This window comes from Bacillus sp. ABA4_010 (assembly GCF_056159105.1).
Map to the genome: position 1 here is coordinate 49,458 of NZ_JBSWUN010000003.1, position 19,074 is coordinate 68,531.

Annotated in this window: 18 protein-coding genes, 1 riboswitch and 1 other annotated feature; of the genes, 11 read left to right on the forward strand and 7 right to left on the reverse strand. The window is 41.4% G+C overall.

Annotation, left to right across the window (positions count from 1 at the left end; genetic code table 11):
• The first annotated feature begins 226 nt into the window (after positions 1-226).
• Positions 227-350, forward strand: a riboswitch (SAM riboswitch).
• Between the two features lie 145 nt (positions 351-495).
• Positions 496-1,695, forward strand: a complete 1,200-nt coding sequence (gene metK, locus ACXAEO_RS01480) for a methionine adenosyltransferase (RefSeq protein ID WP_474877098.1) — start codon at positions 496-498, stop codon at positions 1,693-1,695.
• A gap of 53 nt (positions 1,696-1,748) precedes the next feature.
• Here metK and ACXAEO_RS01485 read toward each other — a convergent pair whose 3' ends face one another.
• The 3 genes from ACXAEO_RS01485 to ACXAEO_RS01495 form a co-directional block, all read right to left on the reverse strand.
• Complete coding sequence (locus ACXAEO_RS01485; RefSeq protein ID WP_474877100.1) at positions 1,749-2,894, reverse strand: glycosyltransferase family 4 protein; 1,146 nt, start codon at positions 2,892-2,894, stop codon at positions 1,749-1,751.
• 55 nt (positions 2,895-2,949) lie between these two features.
• Entirely contained in the window at positions 2,950-3,474 is a 525-nt protein-coding gene (locus ACXAEO_RS01490; protein ID WP_474877104.1) for a phosphatase PAP2 family protein, read from the reverse strand.
• A 308-nt stretch (positions 3,475-3,782) separates the two neighbouring features.
• Entirely contained in the window at positions 3,783-4,295 is a 513-nt protein-coding gene (locus tag ACXAEO_RS01495) for a gamma carbonic anhydrase (protein ID WP_474877106.1), read from the reverse strand.
• Positions 4,296-4,404: 109 nt separating this feature from the next.
• Here ACXAEO_RS01495 and ACXAEO_RS01500 point away from each other — a divergent pair, with 109 nt between their 5' ends.
• On the forward strand, positions 4,405-5,181 hold the full coding sequence (locus ACXAEO_RS01500; RefSeq protein WP_474877108.1) for a lysophospholipase: 777 nt from the start codon (positions 4,405-4,407) through the stop codon (positions 5,179-5,181).
• A 48-nt stretch (positions 5,182-5,229) separates the two neighbouring features.
• Positions 5,230-6,294 (forward strand): tetraprenyl-beta-curcumene synthase family protein, encoded by a 1,065-nt coding sequence (locus ACXAEO_RS01505; RefSeq protein ID WP_474877111.1) that lies wholly within the window; start codon positions 5,230-5,232, stop codon positions 6,292-6,294.
• Positions 6,295-6,404: 110 nt separating this feature from the next.
• Here the strand turns inward: ACXAEO_RS01505 and mnmM are convergent, their stop codons facing one another.
• Positions 6,405-6,980 carry a tRNA 5-(aminomethyl)-2-thiouridylate-methyltransferase MnmM gene (gene mnmM / locus ACXAEO_RS01510; protein ID WP_474877113.1) on the reverse strand — a complete coding sequence of 192 codons (576 nt, stop codon included), beginning with the start codon at positions 6,978-6,980 and terminating at the stop codon, positions 6,405-6,407.
• A complete protein-coding gene (gene mnmL, locus ACXAEO_RS01515) occupies positions 6,977-7,942 on the reverse strand; it encodes a tRNA modification radical SAM protein MnmL/YtqA (RefSeq protein ID WP_474877115.1) in 966 nt (321 codons plus the stop codon). Before mnmL ends, mnmM begins: the two co-directional genes overlap by 4 nt.
• Before the next feature lie 258 nt (positions 7,943-8,200).
• On the opposite strand from mnmL, the gene ACXAEO_RS01520 reads away from it, so the two are divergent.
• The 7 genes from ACXAEO_RS01520 to ACXAEO_RS01550 all read left to right on the forward strand — a co-directional run bounded on the left by ACXAEO_RS01520 (position 8,201) and on the right by ACXAEO_RS01550 (position 15,381).
• Positions 8,201-8,464, forward strand: a complete 264-nt coding sequence (locus ACXAEO_RS01520) for a YtzC family protein (protein ID WP_474877117.1) — start codon at positions 8,201-8,203, stop codon at positions 8,462-8,464.
• 16 nt (positions 8,465-8,480) lie between these two features.
• On the forward strand, positions 8,481-8,645 hold the full coding sequence (locus tag ACXAEO_RS01525; protein WP_474877119.1) for a glycogen biosynthesis protein GlgD: 165 nt from the start codon (positions 8,481-8,483) through the stop codon (positions 8,643-8,645).
• A 239-nt stretch (positions 8,646-8,884) separates the two neighbouring features.
• A complete protein-coding gene (locus tag ACXAEO_RS01530) occupies positions 8,885-10,075 on the forward strand; it encodes an MDR family MFS transporter (RefSeq protein WP_474877122.1) in 1,191 nt (396 codons plus the stop codon).
• A 210-nt stretch (positions 10,076-10,285) separates the two neighbouring features.
• On the forward strand, positions 10,286-11,608 hold the full coding sequence (locus ACXAEO_RS01535) for a GntP family permease (RefSeq protein ID WP_474877124.1): 1,323 nt from the start codon (positions 10,286-10,288) through the stop codon (positions 11,606-11,608).
• A 103-nt stretch (positions 11,609-11,711) separates the two neighbouring features.
• Positions 11,712-11,935 (forward strand) — a binding site (T-box leader).
• A gap of 87 nt (positions 11,936-12,022) precedes the next feature.
• A complete protein-coding gene (leuS, locus tag ACXAEO_RS01540; protein ID WP_474877125.1) occupies positions 12,023-14,437 on the forward strand; it encodes a leucine--tRNA ligase in 2,415 nt (804 codons plus the stop codon).
• A gap of 114 nt (positions 14,438-14,551) precedes the next feature.
• Positions 14,552-14,857, forward strand: coding sequence for a rhodanese-like domain-containing protein (locus tag ACXAEO_RS01545; RefSeq protein ID WP_474877127.1), 306 nt, complete (start codon positions 14,552-14,554; stop codon positions 14,855-14,857).
• A 290-nt stretch (positions 14,858-15,147) separates the two neighbouring features.
• Positions 15,148-15,381, forward strand: coding sequence for a DUF2553 family protein (locus ACXAEO_RS01550; RefSeq protein ID WP_474877129.1), 234 nt, complete (start codon positions 15,148-15,150; stop codon positions 15,379-15,381).
• A gap of 133 nt (positions 15,382-15,514) precedes the next feature.
• On the opposite strand, the gene ACXAEO_RS01555 is transcribed toward ACXAEO_RS01550, so the two are convergent.
• Positions 15,515-16,783 carry a BaiN/RdsA family NAD(P)/FAD-dependent oxidoreductase gene (locus ACXAEO_RS01555; RefSeq protein WP_474883892.1) on the reverse strand — a complete coding sequence of 423 codons (1,269 nt, stop codon included), beginning with the start codon at positions 16,781-16,783 and terminating at the stop codon, positions 15,515-15,517.
• A gap of 155 nt (positions 16,784-16,938) precedes the next feature.
• Between ACXAEO_RS01555 and ACXAEO_RS01560 the strand changes: the two genes are divergently transcribed.
• Positions 16,939-18,576: a putative polysaccharide biosynthesis protein gene (locus tag ACXAEO_RS01560; protein ID WP_474877131.1), complete on the forward strand. Its 1,638-nt coding sequence runs from the start codon at positions 16,939-16,941 to the stop codon at positions 18,574-18,576.
• Positions 18,577-18,645: 69 nt separating this feature from the next.
• On the opposite strand, the gene ACXAEO_RS01565 is transcribed toward ACXAEO_RS01560, so the two are convergent.
• Entirely contained in the window at positions 18,646-18,969 is a 324-nt protein-coding gene (locus ACXAEO_RS01565; RefSeq protein ID WP_474877133.1) for a hypothetical protein, read from the reverse strand.
• Positions 18,970-19,074: the final 105 nt, after the last annotated feature.

The following is a 19,074-nucleotide window of genomic DNA, read 5'->3' on the forward strand; positions in this document are numbered from 1 at the left end:
ATATACGATTAGTAAACTCATAAAATAGTATAACACATTTATAACAATAGTCTATACTATTTAGAGATAAATGTTCGTATGTAATACAAAAATGGACAAAATAGAGTTGATTGACGAAGAACACAATAACAGAAGAAAAAATATATGTTGTGCGTTCTTTTTTTATTGGATAAATTGTTGACATGTTTCGACGTTTTACGGTATGATATGTCCTTGAACGGATACTCTCTTATCCCGAGCTGGTGGAGGGACAGGCCCTATGAAACCCAGCAACCATCGCCATGTATTATCATAAAAAGGCGATAAGGTGCTAACCTGACGCAAGGCTTCTTGCCCTTGATCGATAAGAGTGAAAGGCGCTAGTGAACGTACAAACCTTTCCTCATATATAGGGAAGGTTTTTTATATTTTTTCAATAAAATGAACTAGTTTTATGAATAATAAGGGAATGAGTACCGTATCTTTGTTGTTTTCATTTAAAAGGAGGAAATACTGATGTCAACAAAACGTCGTTTATTTACATCTGAGTCAGTAACAGAAGGCCATCCGGATAAGATTTGTGACCAAATCTCCGACTCCATTCTTGATGCGATTTTAGCGAAAGACGCTAATGCGCGTGTTGCTTGCGAAACATCCGTTACAACGGGTTTAGTATTAGTGAGTGGTGAAATCACAACTTCTACATATGTAGACATTCCGAAAATCGTTCGTGAAACAATTCGCGAAATTGGTTATACTCGTGCAAAATATGGTTTTGATGCTGAAACTTGTGCAGTTTTAACGTCAATCGATGAGCAATCAGCGGATATCGCGATGGGTGTTGACCAAGCGTTAGAAGCTCGTGAAGGTCAAATGACAGAAGAGGAAATCGAAGCAATCGGAGCAGGGGACCAAGGATTAATGTTTGGTTATGCTTGTAACGAAACGAAAGAATTAATGCCTCTTCCAATCTCATTGGCACATAAGCTTGCACGCCGTTTAACAGAAGTGCGCAAAGAAGAAATTTTACCATACCTTCGTCCAGATGGTAAAACGCAAGTAACAGTAGAATATGATGAAAACGGACAACCGGTACGCATTGATACAATCGTAATTTCTACACAACATCACCCAGAAATTACATTGGAGCAAATTCAACGTAACCTTAAAGAGCATGTCATCAACCCAGTTGTTCCAGCTGAGTTAATTGACGAAGAAACAAAATACTTCATCAACCCGACAGGCCGTTTCGTAATTGGTGGTCCTCAAGGTGATGCAGGTCTAACAGGTCGTAAAATCATCGTTGACACTTACGGTGGATATGCACGTCACGGTGGTGGAGCATTCTCTGGTAAGGATGCGACAAAAGTAGACCGTTCTGCGGCATATGCGGCACGTTACGTGGCTAAAAACATCGTAGCAGCAGGATTAGCGGACAAATGTGAAGTTCAGCTTGCATACGCAATTGGTGTAGCAAAACCTGTTTCTATCGCTGTTGATACGTTCGGAACTGGTACAGTTTCTGAAGAGGTATTAGTAGAATTAGTTCGTGAAAACTTTGACTTACGTCCAGCAGGAATCATTAAAATGCTTGATTTACGTCGCCCGATTTACAAGCAAACAGCTGCTTATGGTCACTTCGGCCGCAACGATTTGGACCTTCCATGGGAGCGTACAGACAAAGCAGAAGCATTAAAAACACAAGCTACAAAATAATAAAAAAATCCGGTCTGCATAGACCGGATTTTTTTATTGGAAAAAGAAGCATGTTACGCTAGTTGGATGGAGTCTGCTGGCTGTGAAAGTGCTGCTTCATACTGGAGCAGCAAGCCATCAAAAATATTATCCCATGTTTGTGTAAGAGCATATTGTCTTGCTTGATGTCCAAGCTGTATGCGCTTATGGAGATTGTCGAGGCAAAACGTGATGTAATGAATAAACTGTGAAACGGATTCAGGGTCACATAAAAAACCTGTTCGATCGTGCTGAACAATATGTTTCACACCGCCAGCACTCGCACCTATAACAGGAGTCCCAGCGGCTAAAGATTCCAGTACGACGTTCCCGAACGTTTCAGTAGCCGATGGGAAAACAAATAAGTCGGAAGCGGCATACACTTTCGCTAGCTGTTCTTCCTGAAGAAAACCGGTAAAAGTCATATGTTCCAATGATTCTTTTTGCAGTTTTTCTTTGGAAGGGCCATCGCCAACGATGAGCCAGTGAGTCTGATGTTTAAGATGATCCGGTAAGGACTTAGCGATGTTCATTAATAGGTCAAGATTTTTCTCTGGAGCGAGCCGGCCTACATATGTCAAAATGTACGGACGCTTAATGTTGTATTTAATTCGGACGTCAAAACGATCATAGTGGGGGTGGAAGAGAGTCGCATCTACCCCTCTGGACCAAATGGAGACATTCGTAAAACCGTGCCGATGCAAATGTTCTTTAGTGGCTGGAGAAGGTACAAAAATATTTCGCAACGGACGGTGGAACCAATCCATGTATTTCCAAAGGAAAGGAGAGAGAAATTCCAACTCATAGTATTTTAAGTATTGATCAAAGTCGGTATGGTAAGAACCGACAATTGGAATATCCATCTTTTTTGCATAATGCAAGCCGCAAAGCCCGATGTTAAAAGGAGTAGCGACATGAATGATATCAGGTTGAAAAGCTTGCAAGTTTGCTTTCATTTTCAGCATATTAGGCAATGCTAAACGGCATTCCGGATATAAGAAAAAAGGTAAGCTCGTAAAGCGGTGAATGTGAGCAGAAAACAAATCATGGTTCGTTCCTTCTGGTGCAAATACACGAAAAGGGATATTTTTATTCTTTAAATAATCGGTAAAGCGTTTCAGTGTATTGGCAACACCATTGACATCAGGTGCAAAAGTATCGGTAAATAAAGCGATTTTCATTGTGCCCCCCCTATACTGTCAATTTGATTTAACGGATTAAAGGTTGGTGCAAGATTTAAAGAAAAATAAAGGATAAATACCCAGCAGAGGTCCCGAGAATCATTCCAACTAATACGTCTGTAGGATAATGAAGCCCAAGGTAAATCCTTGAGATTCCTACGCTGAATGCGAGCGGCAATAAAAAAACGGCTCCTGCGGGATAATAGCAGATAAATGGCATAAACACTGAAAATGCAGCCGTTGTATGTCCTGAAGGAAAAGAGTGATCCTGAAGCGGGTTATTTAATACTTTTGTTCCTGTTAATTGCAGATAAGGACGCTTGCGAGGATACACTTTTTTCATAATGGCTACAGGGATGTGGCTGAGTGCGAGAGCAACAGCGCTTGCTAAAGCAGCCTGTTGCAGCTGCTTTGTCGCCAAAAGGGTAAACAACAGCACAAAACAAATGGTGAAGCGTGCCCCGCCAATATGGGTAATATATCGGAAGTAGAAGTTCAACCATTTGCGGTCAAACTGTTGATTAACCGTTTTAAATAGATGACATTCGAAATCATAAAGGCAGCGGACAATTTTTGTCATATGCGCAGTAAACTCCTTTTCAGCTGTCTTTATCATTATTGTAAAGGGAGAATGTGGAGGTAGTAATAAAATATTGTAAATATATAAAAGGAGAAATTTACAAAAGATTAAAGCAAATTTAACCCGCTTTTGGAAGGGCAGGCTAAATTTACTTCTATATAGATCAATCTAGAAAATTTGAGGGGAAATTCAAGTGGTCTGAACCAATGACTTTGATGCTTTTCAATGGAATAAAGATGTGCTGAATTATTAAATGAAATGTCTATACGATGATATGAAGAATTGAAATCAGGTCATGGACGTTTCTTTTATTGTTGAAGAGATTTGTAATATTGTCCCTTTTCGACGTAACTTCGGCGTATTCGGTCCATGTCTTGTCGGTCGATGTCGGTCAAGTCTCTAACGACCTTTGCCGGGCGTCCGAGAGCAAGGGTGTGCGGGGGGATTTTCTTTCCGGGAGGCACAAGGCTTCCTGCCCCAATGAACGCTCCTTCACCGATTTCTGCCCCATCTAAAATGATGGATCCCATGCCGATTAACGCATTTTTTCTGATGATGGAACTATGTAAAATCACTTGATGTCCAACAGACACATCGTCTTCAATAATCAATGGACGGTTTGGACTTTGATGGAGCGTACATTGATCTTGGATGTTAACCCGTTTTCCGATAACAGTCGGAGCGACATCTCCACGAATGACTGTATTGAACCAAATGCTGCTTTCCTCTCCAATTTTCACATCCCCACTAATCGTGACATAGTCTCCAATGAAAGCGGTTGTAGAAATGGCTGGTTTTTTTCCTTTGTATTCATAAATCATTTTCTCTCATCCCTTCATGTAAGTTGAAAAAAGAGCGTAAATATTCTAATGTAAGTGTACAAACTTTTTTCTAAGGCGTAAATACGGAAAAGGAAAGGAAGAACGGAATATGTGGAAATGGGAAGCTGAGTACCCAAGAGGAGTTGTCGTCATGGTTCATGGAGCGGCTGAACATCATGGACGATATCGATGGCTCATTGAAATGTGGCGATCCATCGGATTGAACGTTGTGATGGGTGACCTTCCTGGGCAAGGATTAACAACGAGAAGACGGGGACATATTGGTTCGTTCGATGAATATATTGAAGCCGTCGAAACGTGGGTAAAAGAAGCACAAAAATATGATCTTCCTATCTTTTTGTTCGGTCATAGTATGGGCGGCTTGTCTGTTGTTCGCACGCTTCAGGAAAAGCAGCTTCCTGTGTGGGGAGTAATCTTGTCTTCTCCAGCATTTGGACTTATTGAATATCCTCCAGCTTACATGGATGTATTATCAAAAGGATTGAACAAATTCATGCCAGGGATGCTGTTTGATTCTCATCTAGCTGCAGATAAGGTGACACGCAATAAAGAAATGCGAGAGCAGGATGAGAATGACTCCCTGTATGTGACAAAGGTTTCTGTACGGTGGTATCGAGAGTTTATGCATGCGATGAGTTTAGCGTTTAAAAATATGGAAAAAATGCCGGATGTTCCAATATTAGTCATGCAAGCGGGGGAAGATAAAGTTGTCGACAAACAATATGTAAGACAGTGGTTTGATGAACTGCAGGCAAGTGAGAAAAGTTATAAAGAGTGGCCTGAACTCTATCATGAGATTTTTAATGAGCCCGAAAAAGAAGACGTTTTCCGTTATGCGAGAAATTTCGTTGAACTGCATTTATAATCCTCTGGACAGTAAGCGGTATAAAAAGCTGGAAAAGGTGGTGGAAACATGAGAATCCCTTCGCATCCACTGTCATTGATGAAAATGATTTACCGAGAAGTGTTGCCGATGGTGCATGAAGAACTGAATAACTGGCGAATATACGCAAAAGATATTCCGAACGAAGAGCTTCGTAAACAAGCATTAGCAAGCCTTCAAACGAAAACATTCCATTGTGAAGGTGGTGCCATTTTGTCAATCCTTGCAAAATCAAGGAGGAAAGAATGCATTCGCTTTATTGTTGCGTATCAAACCATTAGTGACTATCTTGATAATTTATGTGACAGAAGTACATCGTTGGACCCCGCTGATTTTACAGCTTTGCATGAAGCGATGCAGCATGCACTTCAGCCAGGTATGCCTCTTGAAGATTATTACCGCATGAGGGAGGATCGTGATGATGGTGGCTACTTACATGCACTCGTGCAAGTGTGCCAAGACGTACTTGCACAGCTAAAGCATTATCCATACATTGCGGAGCATGTGTTGGAGTTAGCTCGTTACTACTGTGATTTGCAAGTACATAAGCATGTAACAAAAGATGAAAGAGTTCCAAGGCTGGAAGAATGGTTTGATGCTCATAAGCCAAACTTCCCCAATATGGAATGGTATGAGTTTTCTGCTTGTTCAGGGTCGACACTGGGTGTGTTTTGTTTAGTTGCTTACGCGTTTCAAGATACTTTTACGGAGGCGCAAGCAAACAAAATTAGAAACGGCTACTTCCCTTATATTCAAGGTCTTCATATTTTATTGGATTATTTTATTGATCAAGAAGAGGATCGGGAAGGGGGAGATTTGAATTTTTGTTTTTACTACCCTCACGATGACGAGATGATTAGAAGGTTTTATCATTTTGTTAAGGAAGCGGACAGGCATACAGAAGGACTGCCTGATGAACAGTTCCACCGCCTTATTAATCGAGGTCTTCTCGGAATTTACTTATCAGATGAAAAGGTCGCCAAGCAAAAAAATGTCAACCGTCTCGCTAAAAAGCTGATGAAGGCAGGTGGAGCGTTAAGTTACTTTTTTTATATTAATGGAAGATTGTATCGTACATTCAGCAAGGCAAAGTAACGAAGGCGCTTGCCCGGTGATGTTAACGATGATTGTTGCAGAAAGAACCCGTCACTGAATCCTCCTTTTCATAGGATTGGAGTGACGGGTTCTTCATAAGGGAACGAAGCTTATACCATTCGTTTCTCAATGGCGATAATAAAGGGCGGATTGTTTTGTTGATTCATAAATTGATATTGCAAAACGTGTGCCTTTTGTTGATCAAGCCCTGTTACATATTCCAATAAAGCGTCTCGTTCTAATGCACCTTCTGGGTGTCCGTGATAAATGACTAACACAATAATGCCTTCTGGCTCCATCCGTTCCAGCAATTGTTCAATAGCTGAAATGGTCGATTCAGCTGTTGTCACGATGCTTTTATCCCCACCTGGCAAATATCCTAAATTAAAGATGGCCCCAGTTAACGGAGGGGTAGCGGCTGGCAGCATCTCGTTTAGGGCACTGTGGCTTTTATGGAACAATGTGACGCGATGTTCCAATTGTTGCTGCTGCAGTTGTTCTTTTGTTTTCATGAGTGCTTGTGACTGAATATCAAATGCGTATACATGTCCTTTTTCTCCGACCAACTTCGCTAACAAGACGGTGTCATGGCCGTTGCCCATCGTGGCATCAACGGCGATGTCACCTTCTTTCACCGCTCTTTTCAAAAGTGTTCGAGCAAAGGGTAAAATACGTTCTAGCTTCATACAAATTGAACATCCTTTTTCTTGTAATATTTTCCTTGATAACTGTTCCGTTTGTTCATTTCTGCATCAATGGCATTGAGTACATCCCACTTTTTCACGCTCCACATTGGACCAATCATTAAATCAATAGGTCCATCTCCTGTAATACGATGCACAACCATTTCAGGAGGTAGAATTTCTAATTGATCGCATACAAGTTGAACGTAATCATCAAAAGAAAGAAAATCAAGCAGCCCTTTTTCATATTGCTTTACCATTGGTGTGCCTTTCAATAAATGGAGAAGGTGTAGCTTTACTCCTTGGACATCTAAATCGGCTATGGCTTTTGCGGTGTCCATCATCATATCAGGTGTTTCCAGTGGCAAGCCGTTAATTAAGTGGGAGCATACACGTATGCCGTGTTTTCTTAGTTTTTGAACTCCTTCTACATAACATTCATAATCGTGGGCACGATTAATGAGAAGAGCTGTGCGCTCATGGACCGTTTGAAGGCCAAGTTCTACCCATAGATAAGTCCTCTCGTTAAGTTCGGCCAAATATTCAACGACATCATCAGGGAGACAATCGGGACGTGTTGCAATGGAAAGGCCGACGACCCCATCTAAGTTCAGAACGGTTTCATATTTTTCGCGAAGGACTTCAACAGGAGCGTGCGTGTTCGTGAACGCTTGGAAATAAGCAAGGTATTTCCCGTCTTTCCATTTGGTGTGCATTTTATCTTTAATAGCATGAAACTGTGTGACAAGGTCATCTGCACGATTGCCAGCAAAGTCTCCAGAACCTGCCGCGCTGCAGAAGGTGCAGCCTCCGTAAGCGACCGTACCATCACGGTTTGGACAATCAAATCCCCCATCCAATGCCACCTTAAATACTTTATGTCCAAATGTATTTCGTAAATGATAATTCCATGTATGATAGCGTTTATTATCTGCTGCATACGGAAATGGATTACGTTGATTCACGCAGCCATCCTCCTTTAAAGTAAGGCTGTTTTTAAGCCTTGAGTCAATGTTCTTTATTTGCTCGTACTGGTTCAAAGCATACAATATCCAATTATTTTATCAAAAATTACGAATCCATCCAAACGAAAATAAAAAGTGAAAAACTGGATGAGCATGTTTTTGTCTGCATGAGACAAACTAACAAGGAAACTTCCATCACGGGGGCTTATTTCCCGTTAAAGCGGGATGATTTTGTACCAATTATTTGGAGGGAATCATATGACAACACGTCAATCTATGGATAAACTTTTGGAGCATTGTGAAGACTCGCTTGATTATGCCCGAAATCAGCTGTCTGAGGGCAAAAAGCAAGAACATTATAATGATACAGAATTTACAAATGCGCAACAGAAACTAGAAAATGCGTACAAAGAATTAGAAGAATTTTCTCATAGTGCAAATGCGCAGCAAAGAGAACAGCTCTATCGCATGAGACTACAAATACAGCAGATGCAAAACGAAATGGTATTAACGGATCATTGAGGGGAGAAGTTAACTTATGAAAACAAAGTCGAAGCAAAATAATCCAGAACAAAAAACAAAAGACGGTGTAAACAACAACGATATCGAGCTTGGAAGAGATATTGATCCTGTCAAAGAGCTAAAAAAGAAAAACAGTCGAAAAGCTCAGCCTATTCGTGCGAAACAGCGTCCAGACCGTTAAAAAAGCAGCCAGCAGGCTGCTTTTTTGCCTTTTATAGAGAGTAAATACGTTTCGTTTCATCCAGGGAAAAAGATTGTTGTCTGAAAAAATAAAGTTTTTCCTTTTAGTTGCCAAATAGAGAAGAACATCATACAATTTGCTTTGGGAATCGAAATATATGATTTTAAAGTATAGGCGTGTCGTATATCACGTTTGAGTGCTGCTTATAAAGTTCAAATATCAAGGGAGGTGCCTGCTTTATGCCTCGTGCACTGTGGCTCTTAGTAATCGGAATGCTGATTAACGTAACAGGAGCTTCTTTTTTATGGCCTTTAAATACGATTTACATTCATGACCATTTAGGCAAATCGTTATCAGTTGCTGGAATTGTATTAATGCTCAATGCCGGCGCAAGTGTTGTAGGGAATTTGCTTGGGGGTGTATTGTTTGATCGAATAGGTGGGTATAAGTCGATTTTGGTTGGAATTTCGATTACACTATCCGCTTTAGTCACTTTAGTATTTTTTCATGAATGGCCATTCTATATTTTGCTTCTTATTGTTATTGGATTTGGTGCCGGAATTGTGTTTCCTGCAATGTATGCAATGGGAGGAACAGTGTGGCCTGAAGGAGGACGAAAAGCGTTTAATGCCCTATATGTTGCCCAAAACGCAGGGGTGGCGATTGGATCAGCGCTTGGAGGGCTTGTTGCTTCTTATTCATTCTCCTACGTATTCATCGCTAATGCGGTGATGTATGCCATTTTTTTCTTAATTGCGGTCTTGTCATACCGGAACATGTCGGCTGAGAAAACGAAGCAAGTGAGTGTATTGGACGAAATGTCTCCTATCCAAAACAAGGCGAAATTTGAAGCCTTGCTTATTTTATGTGTCGGTTATTTATTATGTTGGTTAGCATACTCTCAATGGGCGTCAACGATTTCTACATACACACAAGATCTCGGAATTTCGTTGAAGCAATACAGTTTTCTTTGGACCATTAATGGCTTGCTCATTGTCTTTGGTCAACCCGCTATCAATGGTTTAATTAAAGTGGTAACCAAAACATTAAAGGCACAAATCATGTCGGGTATTGCTATTTTTATCGTGTCCTTTTTCATTTTATCTGGGGCTGAGCAATTTTCCCACTTTTTGTTTGCCATGGTTATTTTGACTATTGGAGAAATGTTTGTATGGCCGGCAGTGCCGACAATTGCTAGTATGCTGGCGCCTAAAGGGAGAGAAGGATTTTACCAAGGAGTCGTAAATAGTACAGCGACAGGTGGAAGAATGCTTGGACCGTTAGTCGGTGGATTATTGGCAGATTATTACAATATGGATATATTATTTTATGTGCTGATTGGTTTGCTTGTCCTTTCGCTTGTGACGACGATTGCATATAATCGTAAACTGAATAAAGTGAAACAATTGAACGCAGTAACTTCTTTGTGAAGGAGTCACTGCGTTTTTTGATTCAAGCATGTCGAGGAGCAAAATCTTTTAGTGACAAAGTAAAAAAAGTATTTTTTAGAAAAAATAGAATTTACTGACATGTAATAAAATACTATAATCATAGACAGGGGAGACAAACGTTAAGGAAAGAGCCATTTTCTATTTTATTGAAAGCGTTTTCTCTGATGTAGACACAAAGGGGGAGAAAAAATGGTCAGTATGATTGGATTGATTGGTGGTCTTGCGCTGCTTATTATTTTAACAATGAGAGGTATGAATTTGTTAGTGGCAGGACCATTATGTGCACTCGTCGTAGCGGTTTTAGGGGGAATGCCGCTATTTCCACAGCTTGTAGGAGAAGGAGAAGCCAATTTTGTTGGGAACTACATGGGGGGATTTTCAAGTTTTGTGACAGCATGGTATTTAATGTTCTTACTGGGAGCCATTTTTGGAAAGGTAATGGAGGACAGTGGTGCGGCTGACTCTGTATCCAAATGGATTGTGGATAAAATCGGAATGAAGAGAGCTGTACTTGCGGTTGTATTGGCTTGTGCAGTGTTAACATACGGTGGGGTAAGTTTATTTGTCGTCGCCTTTTCCGTTTATCCGATGGCTGTTAGTTTGTTTAAACAAGCTGATTTACCGAGGCGATTTATCCCGGCGGCTTTGGCCTTTGGGTCTGTTACGTTTACGATGACGTCTGCAGGTTCACCGGAAATTCAAAACTGGATTCCTATTGAATATTTAGGTACCACACCTTACGCTGGTTGGGAAGTCAGTGTCATTGTAGCAGTTCTCATGGCGGTGTTTGGATATTGGTGGCTAAAGCGAATGATTGGCAAAGCGATTGAAAAGGGCGAGCGATTTGTTGCACGTGATTCAGATCCGCAAGCTGTTGACTACACTCGCCTTCCAAACCCAATTTTAAGCTTAGTTCCTTTATTGGTCGTCTTAGTAATTTCTTTTATATTTCACGATTCCCTAAAACAATCTGCGCTTATTATCGCCTTGTTAGGCGGGGTTCTTGCGACAACCATTATTAACTGGAAGTACTTCCGAAACTATTGGAATGCCGTTTCTGAAGGAACTCTTGGTGCATTAATTGCCATTGGGAATACAGCAGCGGTCGTTGGATTTGGGGGAGTGGCGAAAGGCGTGCCTGCTTTTCAAACGGCAGTAGATGCCATGACGAGCATTCCTGGAAGTCCGCTAATCGGAGGAGCGATTGCCGTTAGTGCCATTGCAGGTTTGACGGGGTCAGCATCCGGAGGGCAAGCAATTGCGTTACCAATTCTTGCGCCTCATTATATCGATTTAGGCGTGAATCCAGAAGCGCTGCATCGAGTGGTTTCTATTTCGTCTGGGTGCTTAGATTCTCTTCCTCACAATGGCTATGTGGTCACAACGATTCGGGCTATTTGTGGCGAAGCGCATCAAGATGCATACGGAGCGGTAGGAGCGATGACGGTCATTGTACCGCTCATGGGAGTGATTTTAGCCATTGTACTATTTTCATTCGGCCTCGGTCTTTAATGGAGTAGAGCATATGGTGAAGACGAATTATTTTGCTGAAGGAAAAATTTGAATCGGCGACTTGAAGTTTTTTGTCATATTATTTAGAATGATAAGGAATGATTCAATAACGTTGAAAAGGATTAGTAATGAACGAAGCGAGCTAAGAGAGTTGACGGTTGGTGCGAGTCAACAAACGGGCGTTCATGAACTCACCTTGGAGTTGCAAATGTGAAACGAAGTAATGTTTGCCGTAGTGCCTGCGTTAAAGGTTTTGAGCGAGTGCTTATTATGAGCGCTAATGTGGGTGGTACCGCGGGAAGATGAAAGAATCCTCTCGTCCCTTTTTGGGATGAGAGGTTTTTTATTTTGGTCAAACTGTCTAGAATGATAGTATATGACTTTATAGTGAAAATGAATCGAGGAGGACAATTCATGGCTTTTACTCATCAAGAGATTGAGAAAAAATGGCAAAAATATTGGGAAAATCATAAAACGTTTCAAACGACTGAAGATGAAGGGAAACGAAAGTTTTATGCGTTAGATATGTTTCCGTATCCATCAGGTGCAGGTCTGCATGTAGGACATCCGGAAGGGTACACGGCGACGGATATTTTAGCTCGTATGAAACGTATGCAAGGATACAATGTTCTACATCCAATGGGATGGGATGCATTCGGTTTACCTGCTGAGCAATATGCGCTTGATACAGGGAATGACCCAGCGGAATTTACAGAAAAGAACATCAATACGTTCCGTAATCAAATTAAAGCATTAGGTTTCTCTTATGATTGGGATCGTGAAGTGAATACAACAGATCCGAGTTATTATAAGTGGACACAATGGATTTTCTTAAAATTATATGAAAAAGGTCTTGCTTATGTTGATGAGGTAGCGGTGAACTGGTGTCCAGCACTTGGCACAGTATTGGCAAACGAAGAAGTCATCGATGGCAAAAGTGAGCGCGGTGGTCATCCAGTTGAACGCCGTCCAATGAAGCAATGGGTATTAAAAATCACAGCGTACGCTGATCGCTTACTAGAAGATTTAGAAGAGCTTGATTGGCCTGAAAGTTTGAAAGAAATGCAGCGTAACTGGATTGGGCGTTCCGAAGGGGCAGAGGTGCACTTTAAGGTTGAAGGAACAGATGAAACATACACAGTATTTACAACACGTCCCGATACGTTGTTTGGGGCAACGTATTCTGTATTAGCACCTGAGCATGCTCTTGTAGAGAAAATTACAACGCCAGAGCAAAAAGAGGCTGTTGAAGCGTACTTAGATCAAGTGAAAACGAAGAGTGATCTAGAGCGTACAGATTTGGCAAAAGATAAAACAGGCGTATTCACAGGTGCGTATGCCATCAATCCTGTAAACGGCGAAAAAATGCCGATTTGGATTGCGGATTATGTACTGGCAAGCTACGGAACTGGTGCCATTATGGCAGTACCAGGGCACGATGAGCGCGATTACGAATTTGCGAAGAAATTTGATTTGCCAATTAAAGAAGTTGTGGCGGGCGGCGACGTTTCGACAGCAGCTTATACAGGCGACGGTGAGCATGTAAACTCAGATTTCTTAAACGGCTTAAATAAAGAAGACGCTATTGCAAAAATGCTGGAATGGCTTGAGGAAAATAAAGCAGGCGAGAAAAAAGTCACATACCGCCTCCGTGATTGGTTATTCAGCCGTCAGCGTTATTGGGGTGAGCCGATTCCTGTTATTCATTGGGAAGATGGTACAATGACAGCTGTGCCGGAAGAAGAACTTCCATTAGTACTTCCGGTAACAGATGATATCCGTCCGTCAGGCACAGGAGAATCTCCTCTTGCAAACCTTGAAGAGTGGGTCAACGTTGTGGATCCGGTAACTGGTAAAAAAGGACGCCGTGAAACAAATACAATGCCGCAATGGGGTGGAAGCTGCTGGTACTACTTGCGCTACATTGACCCACACAATAATGAAAAACTTGCGGATCCTGAAAAGTTGCAGCAATGGCTGCCTGTTGATATTTATATCGGTGGAGCAGAACATGCTGTTCTTCACTTATTGTATGCTCGTTTCTGGCATAAGTTTTTATATGATATTGGAGTTGTACCGACTAAAGAACCATTCCAAAAATTATTTAACCAAGGAATGATTCTTGGTGAGAACAACGAGAAAATGAGTAAGTCTAAAGGCAACGTTGTGAATCCAGACGACATTGTTGAAAGCCACGGTGCGGATACACTCCGTTTATATGAAATGTTCATGGGCCCTCTTGATGCATCCATTGCTTGGTCGACAAAAGGATTAGACGGTTCTCGTCGCTTCTTAGATCGCATTTGGCGTTTATTTGTCAATGAAGATGGCACATTGAGCGACAAGATTCAAGAAAGCAGTGACACAACTTTAGAGCGTGTGTATCACCAAACAGTGAAAAAAGTGACGGAAGATTATGAGGGTCTTCGTTTTAATACAGGTATTTCACAATTAATGGTCTTCATCAATGATGCATACAAAGCGGAAGTATTGCCAAAAACGTTTGTAGAAGGTTTTGTCAAACTATTATCCCCAATTTGTCCGCACATTGCGGAAGAACTTTGGTCAAAACTTGGCCATAGCGAGTCCATTTCTTACGAAGCATGGCCTGCTTACGATGAAGCGAAGCTTGTAGAGGACGAAGTGGAAATCGTGGTTCAAGTGAATGGAAAAGTACGTGCGAAATTAAGCATTTCAGCTCAAGCTTCAAAAGAGCAAATGGAAGAAATGGCAATGGCAGATGAAAGTGTTCAGGAGCAAATTGAAGGAAAAACGGTCCGCAAAGTGATCGCTGTTCCAGGCAAACTTGTTAACATTGTCGCAAACTAAGTTTCATCATCTAGGACGATAAAAAGTAAAAATGAAGCAGCTTGTTCGTCCGAATGGATAGCAGGCTGCTTCATTGCTATAATGGAGAGTAGTAAATGGAAAGGATGAGGAAAGATGAGTGAAATTCAAACGATTACAACAGAAGAATTGAAGAAGAAATTAGAAGCAGGCGAAGATGTCCTGTTAGTGGATGTTCGTGAAGATGAAGAAGTCGCTTCTGGGAAGATTCCAACAGCAACGCACATTAAAATGAGTGATATTCCTGAAAGCTTGAACCATTTTGATAAAGAAAAAGAGTATATCTTTATTTGCCGTTCTGGCTACCGCAGTGAGCGTGTTTGTGAATATTTGCAAGACCAAGGGTACAAAGTTCGCAACATGGTTGGCGGTATGATTGAATGGTCTGGAGATGTCCAATAAAAGAGTGATCTTATAAGTAGGAAGAGTGAAAAGGTTGTCGTGTGCCGATCTTTTCACTCTTTTTTTGTCCTGTAAAAGCTTGATAAATCAACTAACTATCAGTGAGGGATGAAGTTTCCTTTATTATGAAAAAAGAAAGAACGAAAACATGATGAACGGCATATGAAAAACTAAGGGATTCGCCCATATACGATTGGAAAAATAAGGGGAGCTAGGGAGAGGTAAAAATTTATCCGCATTATTCATAAGTTGAAGAATTTGTCGTAAATATGAAGAAAGGAGGAATGGAGATGCTTCATATTATGAACATAACGGAAAGGGTAAATGCTAAGTTAAAAAATGAGCATATGGAGCTCTATTTTCATAAAGAACTGATTGGACGGATTGTATTTTCGGATGAAGGAAAGGAGTATGATTTACACGAAGGGTATGTGTATGAAGAAGGACAGATTTTAAAAGTTATTGAGCTATCATCAACGATCGGGGGTCCATATGTAGAAGGATGTGATTTAGGTTGGTGTTAAGAGGGGGCTTTAAAAAGGAAACGCACCTTTATATACGAAAGCGCTATCAATATTAGTGTAACGTCTCTAAAAGAAAGTTTTGAGCCTGTGAATATTCACAGGCTCAAGTTTTTTATGAAGGACTTGTCTTGTTTTAAAGGGAACGGGCATACTTGCCGGCATTTGTTCCAGCCAATCTGCCTGTGACAAGAGCAGAGGTAATGTTGTAACCGCCTGTATAGCCGTGAATATCTAAAATTTCTCCGCAAAAATATAAGCCTGGCATTAGTTTAGAGGCCATTTCCTTCGGGTGAACTTCTTTGACAGAAATCCCTCCGCCTGTGACGAACGCTTTTTCTAAAGAAAGTGTCCCGTTTACTTTAATAGGAAATTGCTTGCATAGCTTACTGAACAGCCTAATTTTTTCATGGGGAATTTGCCCTGCTGTGGCTTGTTCGCCAATTTCAGCTTGTTCTAGCAAAAATAACAAATACCGTTCAGGAAGCAATCCTTTCCATACGTTTTTAATCGCTTTTTTTGGTTCTTCTTTCGCTAAGTTGAGAATGGTTTGGAATAACTGTTCACCATTTTGGTCTGGAATGGCATCGAGGCTCATCGTCACGGTGTTCGTTTTTTGTTTTTTTAACTCTTTTACGACATATTGGCTGCAACGTAAAACGGCCGGGCCCGATAAACCGAAATGGGTAAAAATCATGTCCATTTGATGCGTAATGACAGGCTTTTCTTTTTTATTTAATACGCTAAGGGCGATATTTCGAAGAGAAAGCCCTTGAAGAGCTTTATCTCGAATAAAAGGTTCATTGGACGTGATAGGCACTTCTGTTGGGTACAATTCTGTCACCGTATGTCCTGCTGCTTCTGCCCATGCGTAACCGTCACCGGTTGAACCGGTGTGTGGGACTGATTTGCCTCCTGCTGCCAAAATGACACTTTTCGTTTCAATAAAACGTCCGTCCCGTAGTAATACGCCTTTTACTGCCCCATTTTCATATTCTACTTTTTCCACGGGAGTATTTGTTTTGACCTCTACTTTTAGACGACTTAGTTCACTAATTAAAGCATCGACAACTGATTGAGCTTTATCAGTAACGGGGAACATTCTTCCATGGTCTTCCTCTTTTAATTGAATCCCGAGATTTTCAAAGAAAGAGATAATGTCTTCATTATTGAAAACAGAGAAGGCACTGTATAAAAAGCGCCCGTTTCCGGGAATGTGCTTAATAATTTCTTCCACAGGAAGGCGGTTTGTTACATTGCAGCGCCCGCCCCCTGAAATAGCAAGCTTTCTGCCAAGTTTGTTTCCTTTATCGAGCAGGAGTACTTTTGCGCCTGTTTCCCCTGCTGCAATGGAAGCCATCAATCCTGATGGTCCTCCGCCTATTACGATTACATCGTATATCATCATGTCACCAGCCTATTCTTTTGAAAACTTTCTTTCCATACCTGACAAAAATTAAAAGTTTCGTTACAATTATTCGGTATGCACTATGTTCACTTGCTTATTTTTTAACATATCACTATTATCATTATGTAAGTTGCGATATTGGAGGCACACTCATGTCTGATTCTAAACTTTTACGAGGAACGTTTGTCCTCACATTAGGAACGTACGCGTCCCGAATATTAGGGATGATTTATTTATTTCCGTTTTACGCACTTGTCGGTCCCCTTGGAGGCACTTTATTCGGTTATGGATATGCTCAATATACCATTTATTTAAGCCTGGCTACAATGGGTGTCCCGATGGCTGTGTCAAAATTTGTATCTAAGTATAACGCAATGGGCGATTACTATACGAGTCGAAGGTTGTTTCGGGCCGGTATGAAACTGATGTTGTTGACCGGGTTTTTGGCATTTGCTGCTCTGTATGCGGCCGCTCCCTTAATTGCTGAAGCAACGCTGGGGAGTGAGGGGCTGACGAATTCGGTTGAAGATGTCACAATGGTCATTCGCATGGTCAGCGTGGCCCTCATTATTGTTCCAATGATGAGTATTATCCGCGGCTTTTTTCAAGGCCATCAATCCATGGGGCCAACAGCTGTTTCGCAAGTAGTTGAGCAGCTTGTGCGCATCGCCTTTTTGCTGGCAGCAAGTTATATAGTCATTAGAGTGTATGAAGGGACAGTGGCAACAGCGGTCGGTTTTGCGACCTTTGCTGCGTTCATTGGTGCCCTTGGCGGCTTAGGCGTTCTGCTATGGTATTGGAAAAAGAGAAAACCGCATTTAGATCAGCTGTTGGAAACGAGTACAGCACCTGCTAATATTACAACAGGTCAAATGTTTAAAGAACTGTTTACATATGCAGGGCCGTTCGTATTTGTAGGGTTGGCAATTCCTCTTTTTCAATACATCGATCAATATACGTTCAATAAAGCGATGATTGCTGCTGGGGAAAAAGAGACAACGGAGTATATGTTTGGAATGGTACAAACATGGGTGCCAAAGCTTGTGATGATTCCTCTTTCAATTGCCACGGCGTTTGGATTAACGCTTGTGCCGGCAATTACGAAGTCTTATACAGACGGTCATCAAGATGTGTTAAAACGCCAAATTGACCAGACATATCAAACGATTGTGTTATTAGTATTGCCAGCGGTCGTTGGACTCATGGTTCTTTCATATCCGATTTACGGTTTCTTATATGATGTGAAAGATGCGGAAGTTGGAGGATACATCTTACGCATGTACGCACCTCTTGCTTTATGGTTTTCCTTTTTTACCGTGAATGCAGCCATTCTACAAGGAATCAATAAGCAAAAATATGCAGTTATCAGCCTCGTGTTAGGTTTGATCGTTAAAATGGTGTTGAATGCTCCATTAATCTTCTTGCTTCACGAGATTGGCTCGATTGTGGCTACTGCGCTTGGGTATACAGTTTCTGTTGCTTATACGTTTTATATGATTGGCAAGCATGCAAACTATCAATTCACCTTGCTTTTAAAACGCACGTTGTTAATGCTTCTTTTTGTCATGTTAATGGCGATGAGTGTATTTGTGGTTCAGTATAGTCTATCCTTCTTGATCACATATGAAGAGGGCAAGGCAGCTTCCGGTCTTATCGCGATGCTTGGGGCGGTAGTAGGAGGAGTCGTGTACTTGTACGTTGCCTATCGCTCCGGTCTTTTGGAGAAAGTGATGGGAAAACGGTTGGAGAACACCATCCGCCGAAAAATATTGAGACAAAAAGGTGTATAAAGGAAGAATGTATTCAACGCTATATGGTTGGGAAAAGAAAAGAAAGAGAAGCTAAGCTCCTCTTTCTTTTTAATACCCTAATCGACGTTCAATTCGATCCACGCGGTTGTCGAGGCGATTCACTTGCCGTTGCAGACGTTCAATTTGTCGTTGCTGCCGGTTTACTACGCGTTCAAGTCGATTTAAACGACGATCGGTCTGGTCAGGTCCTGGAAAGAAATCGCCGCCTTGACCGTATCCTCCGTCTGGACCATACCCGCCACCTGGAATGGGAAAAAAGAATCCTCCTGTTGGTTGCTGCCGGTCAGCAGGTTGATGATATGGAAGTGAAGACATAGGATGATTGCCTTCTAAAGGTACATCATAAACGTAATCGTGATAACGAAAATTCATTTGGTTTCCTCCTTTTTATCGGTTGCACATGATAGTGTATGAAAAAGAGGGCGGTATGGCATGAAGAAAACGCCTATTTGCTGAAAGAAACGAATAGGCAAGCAA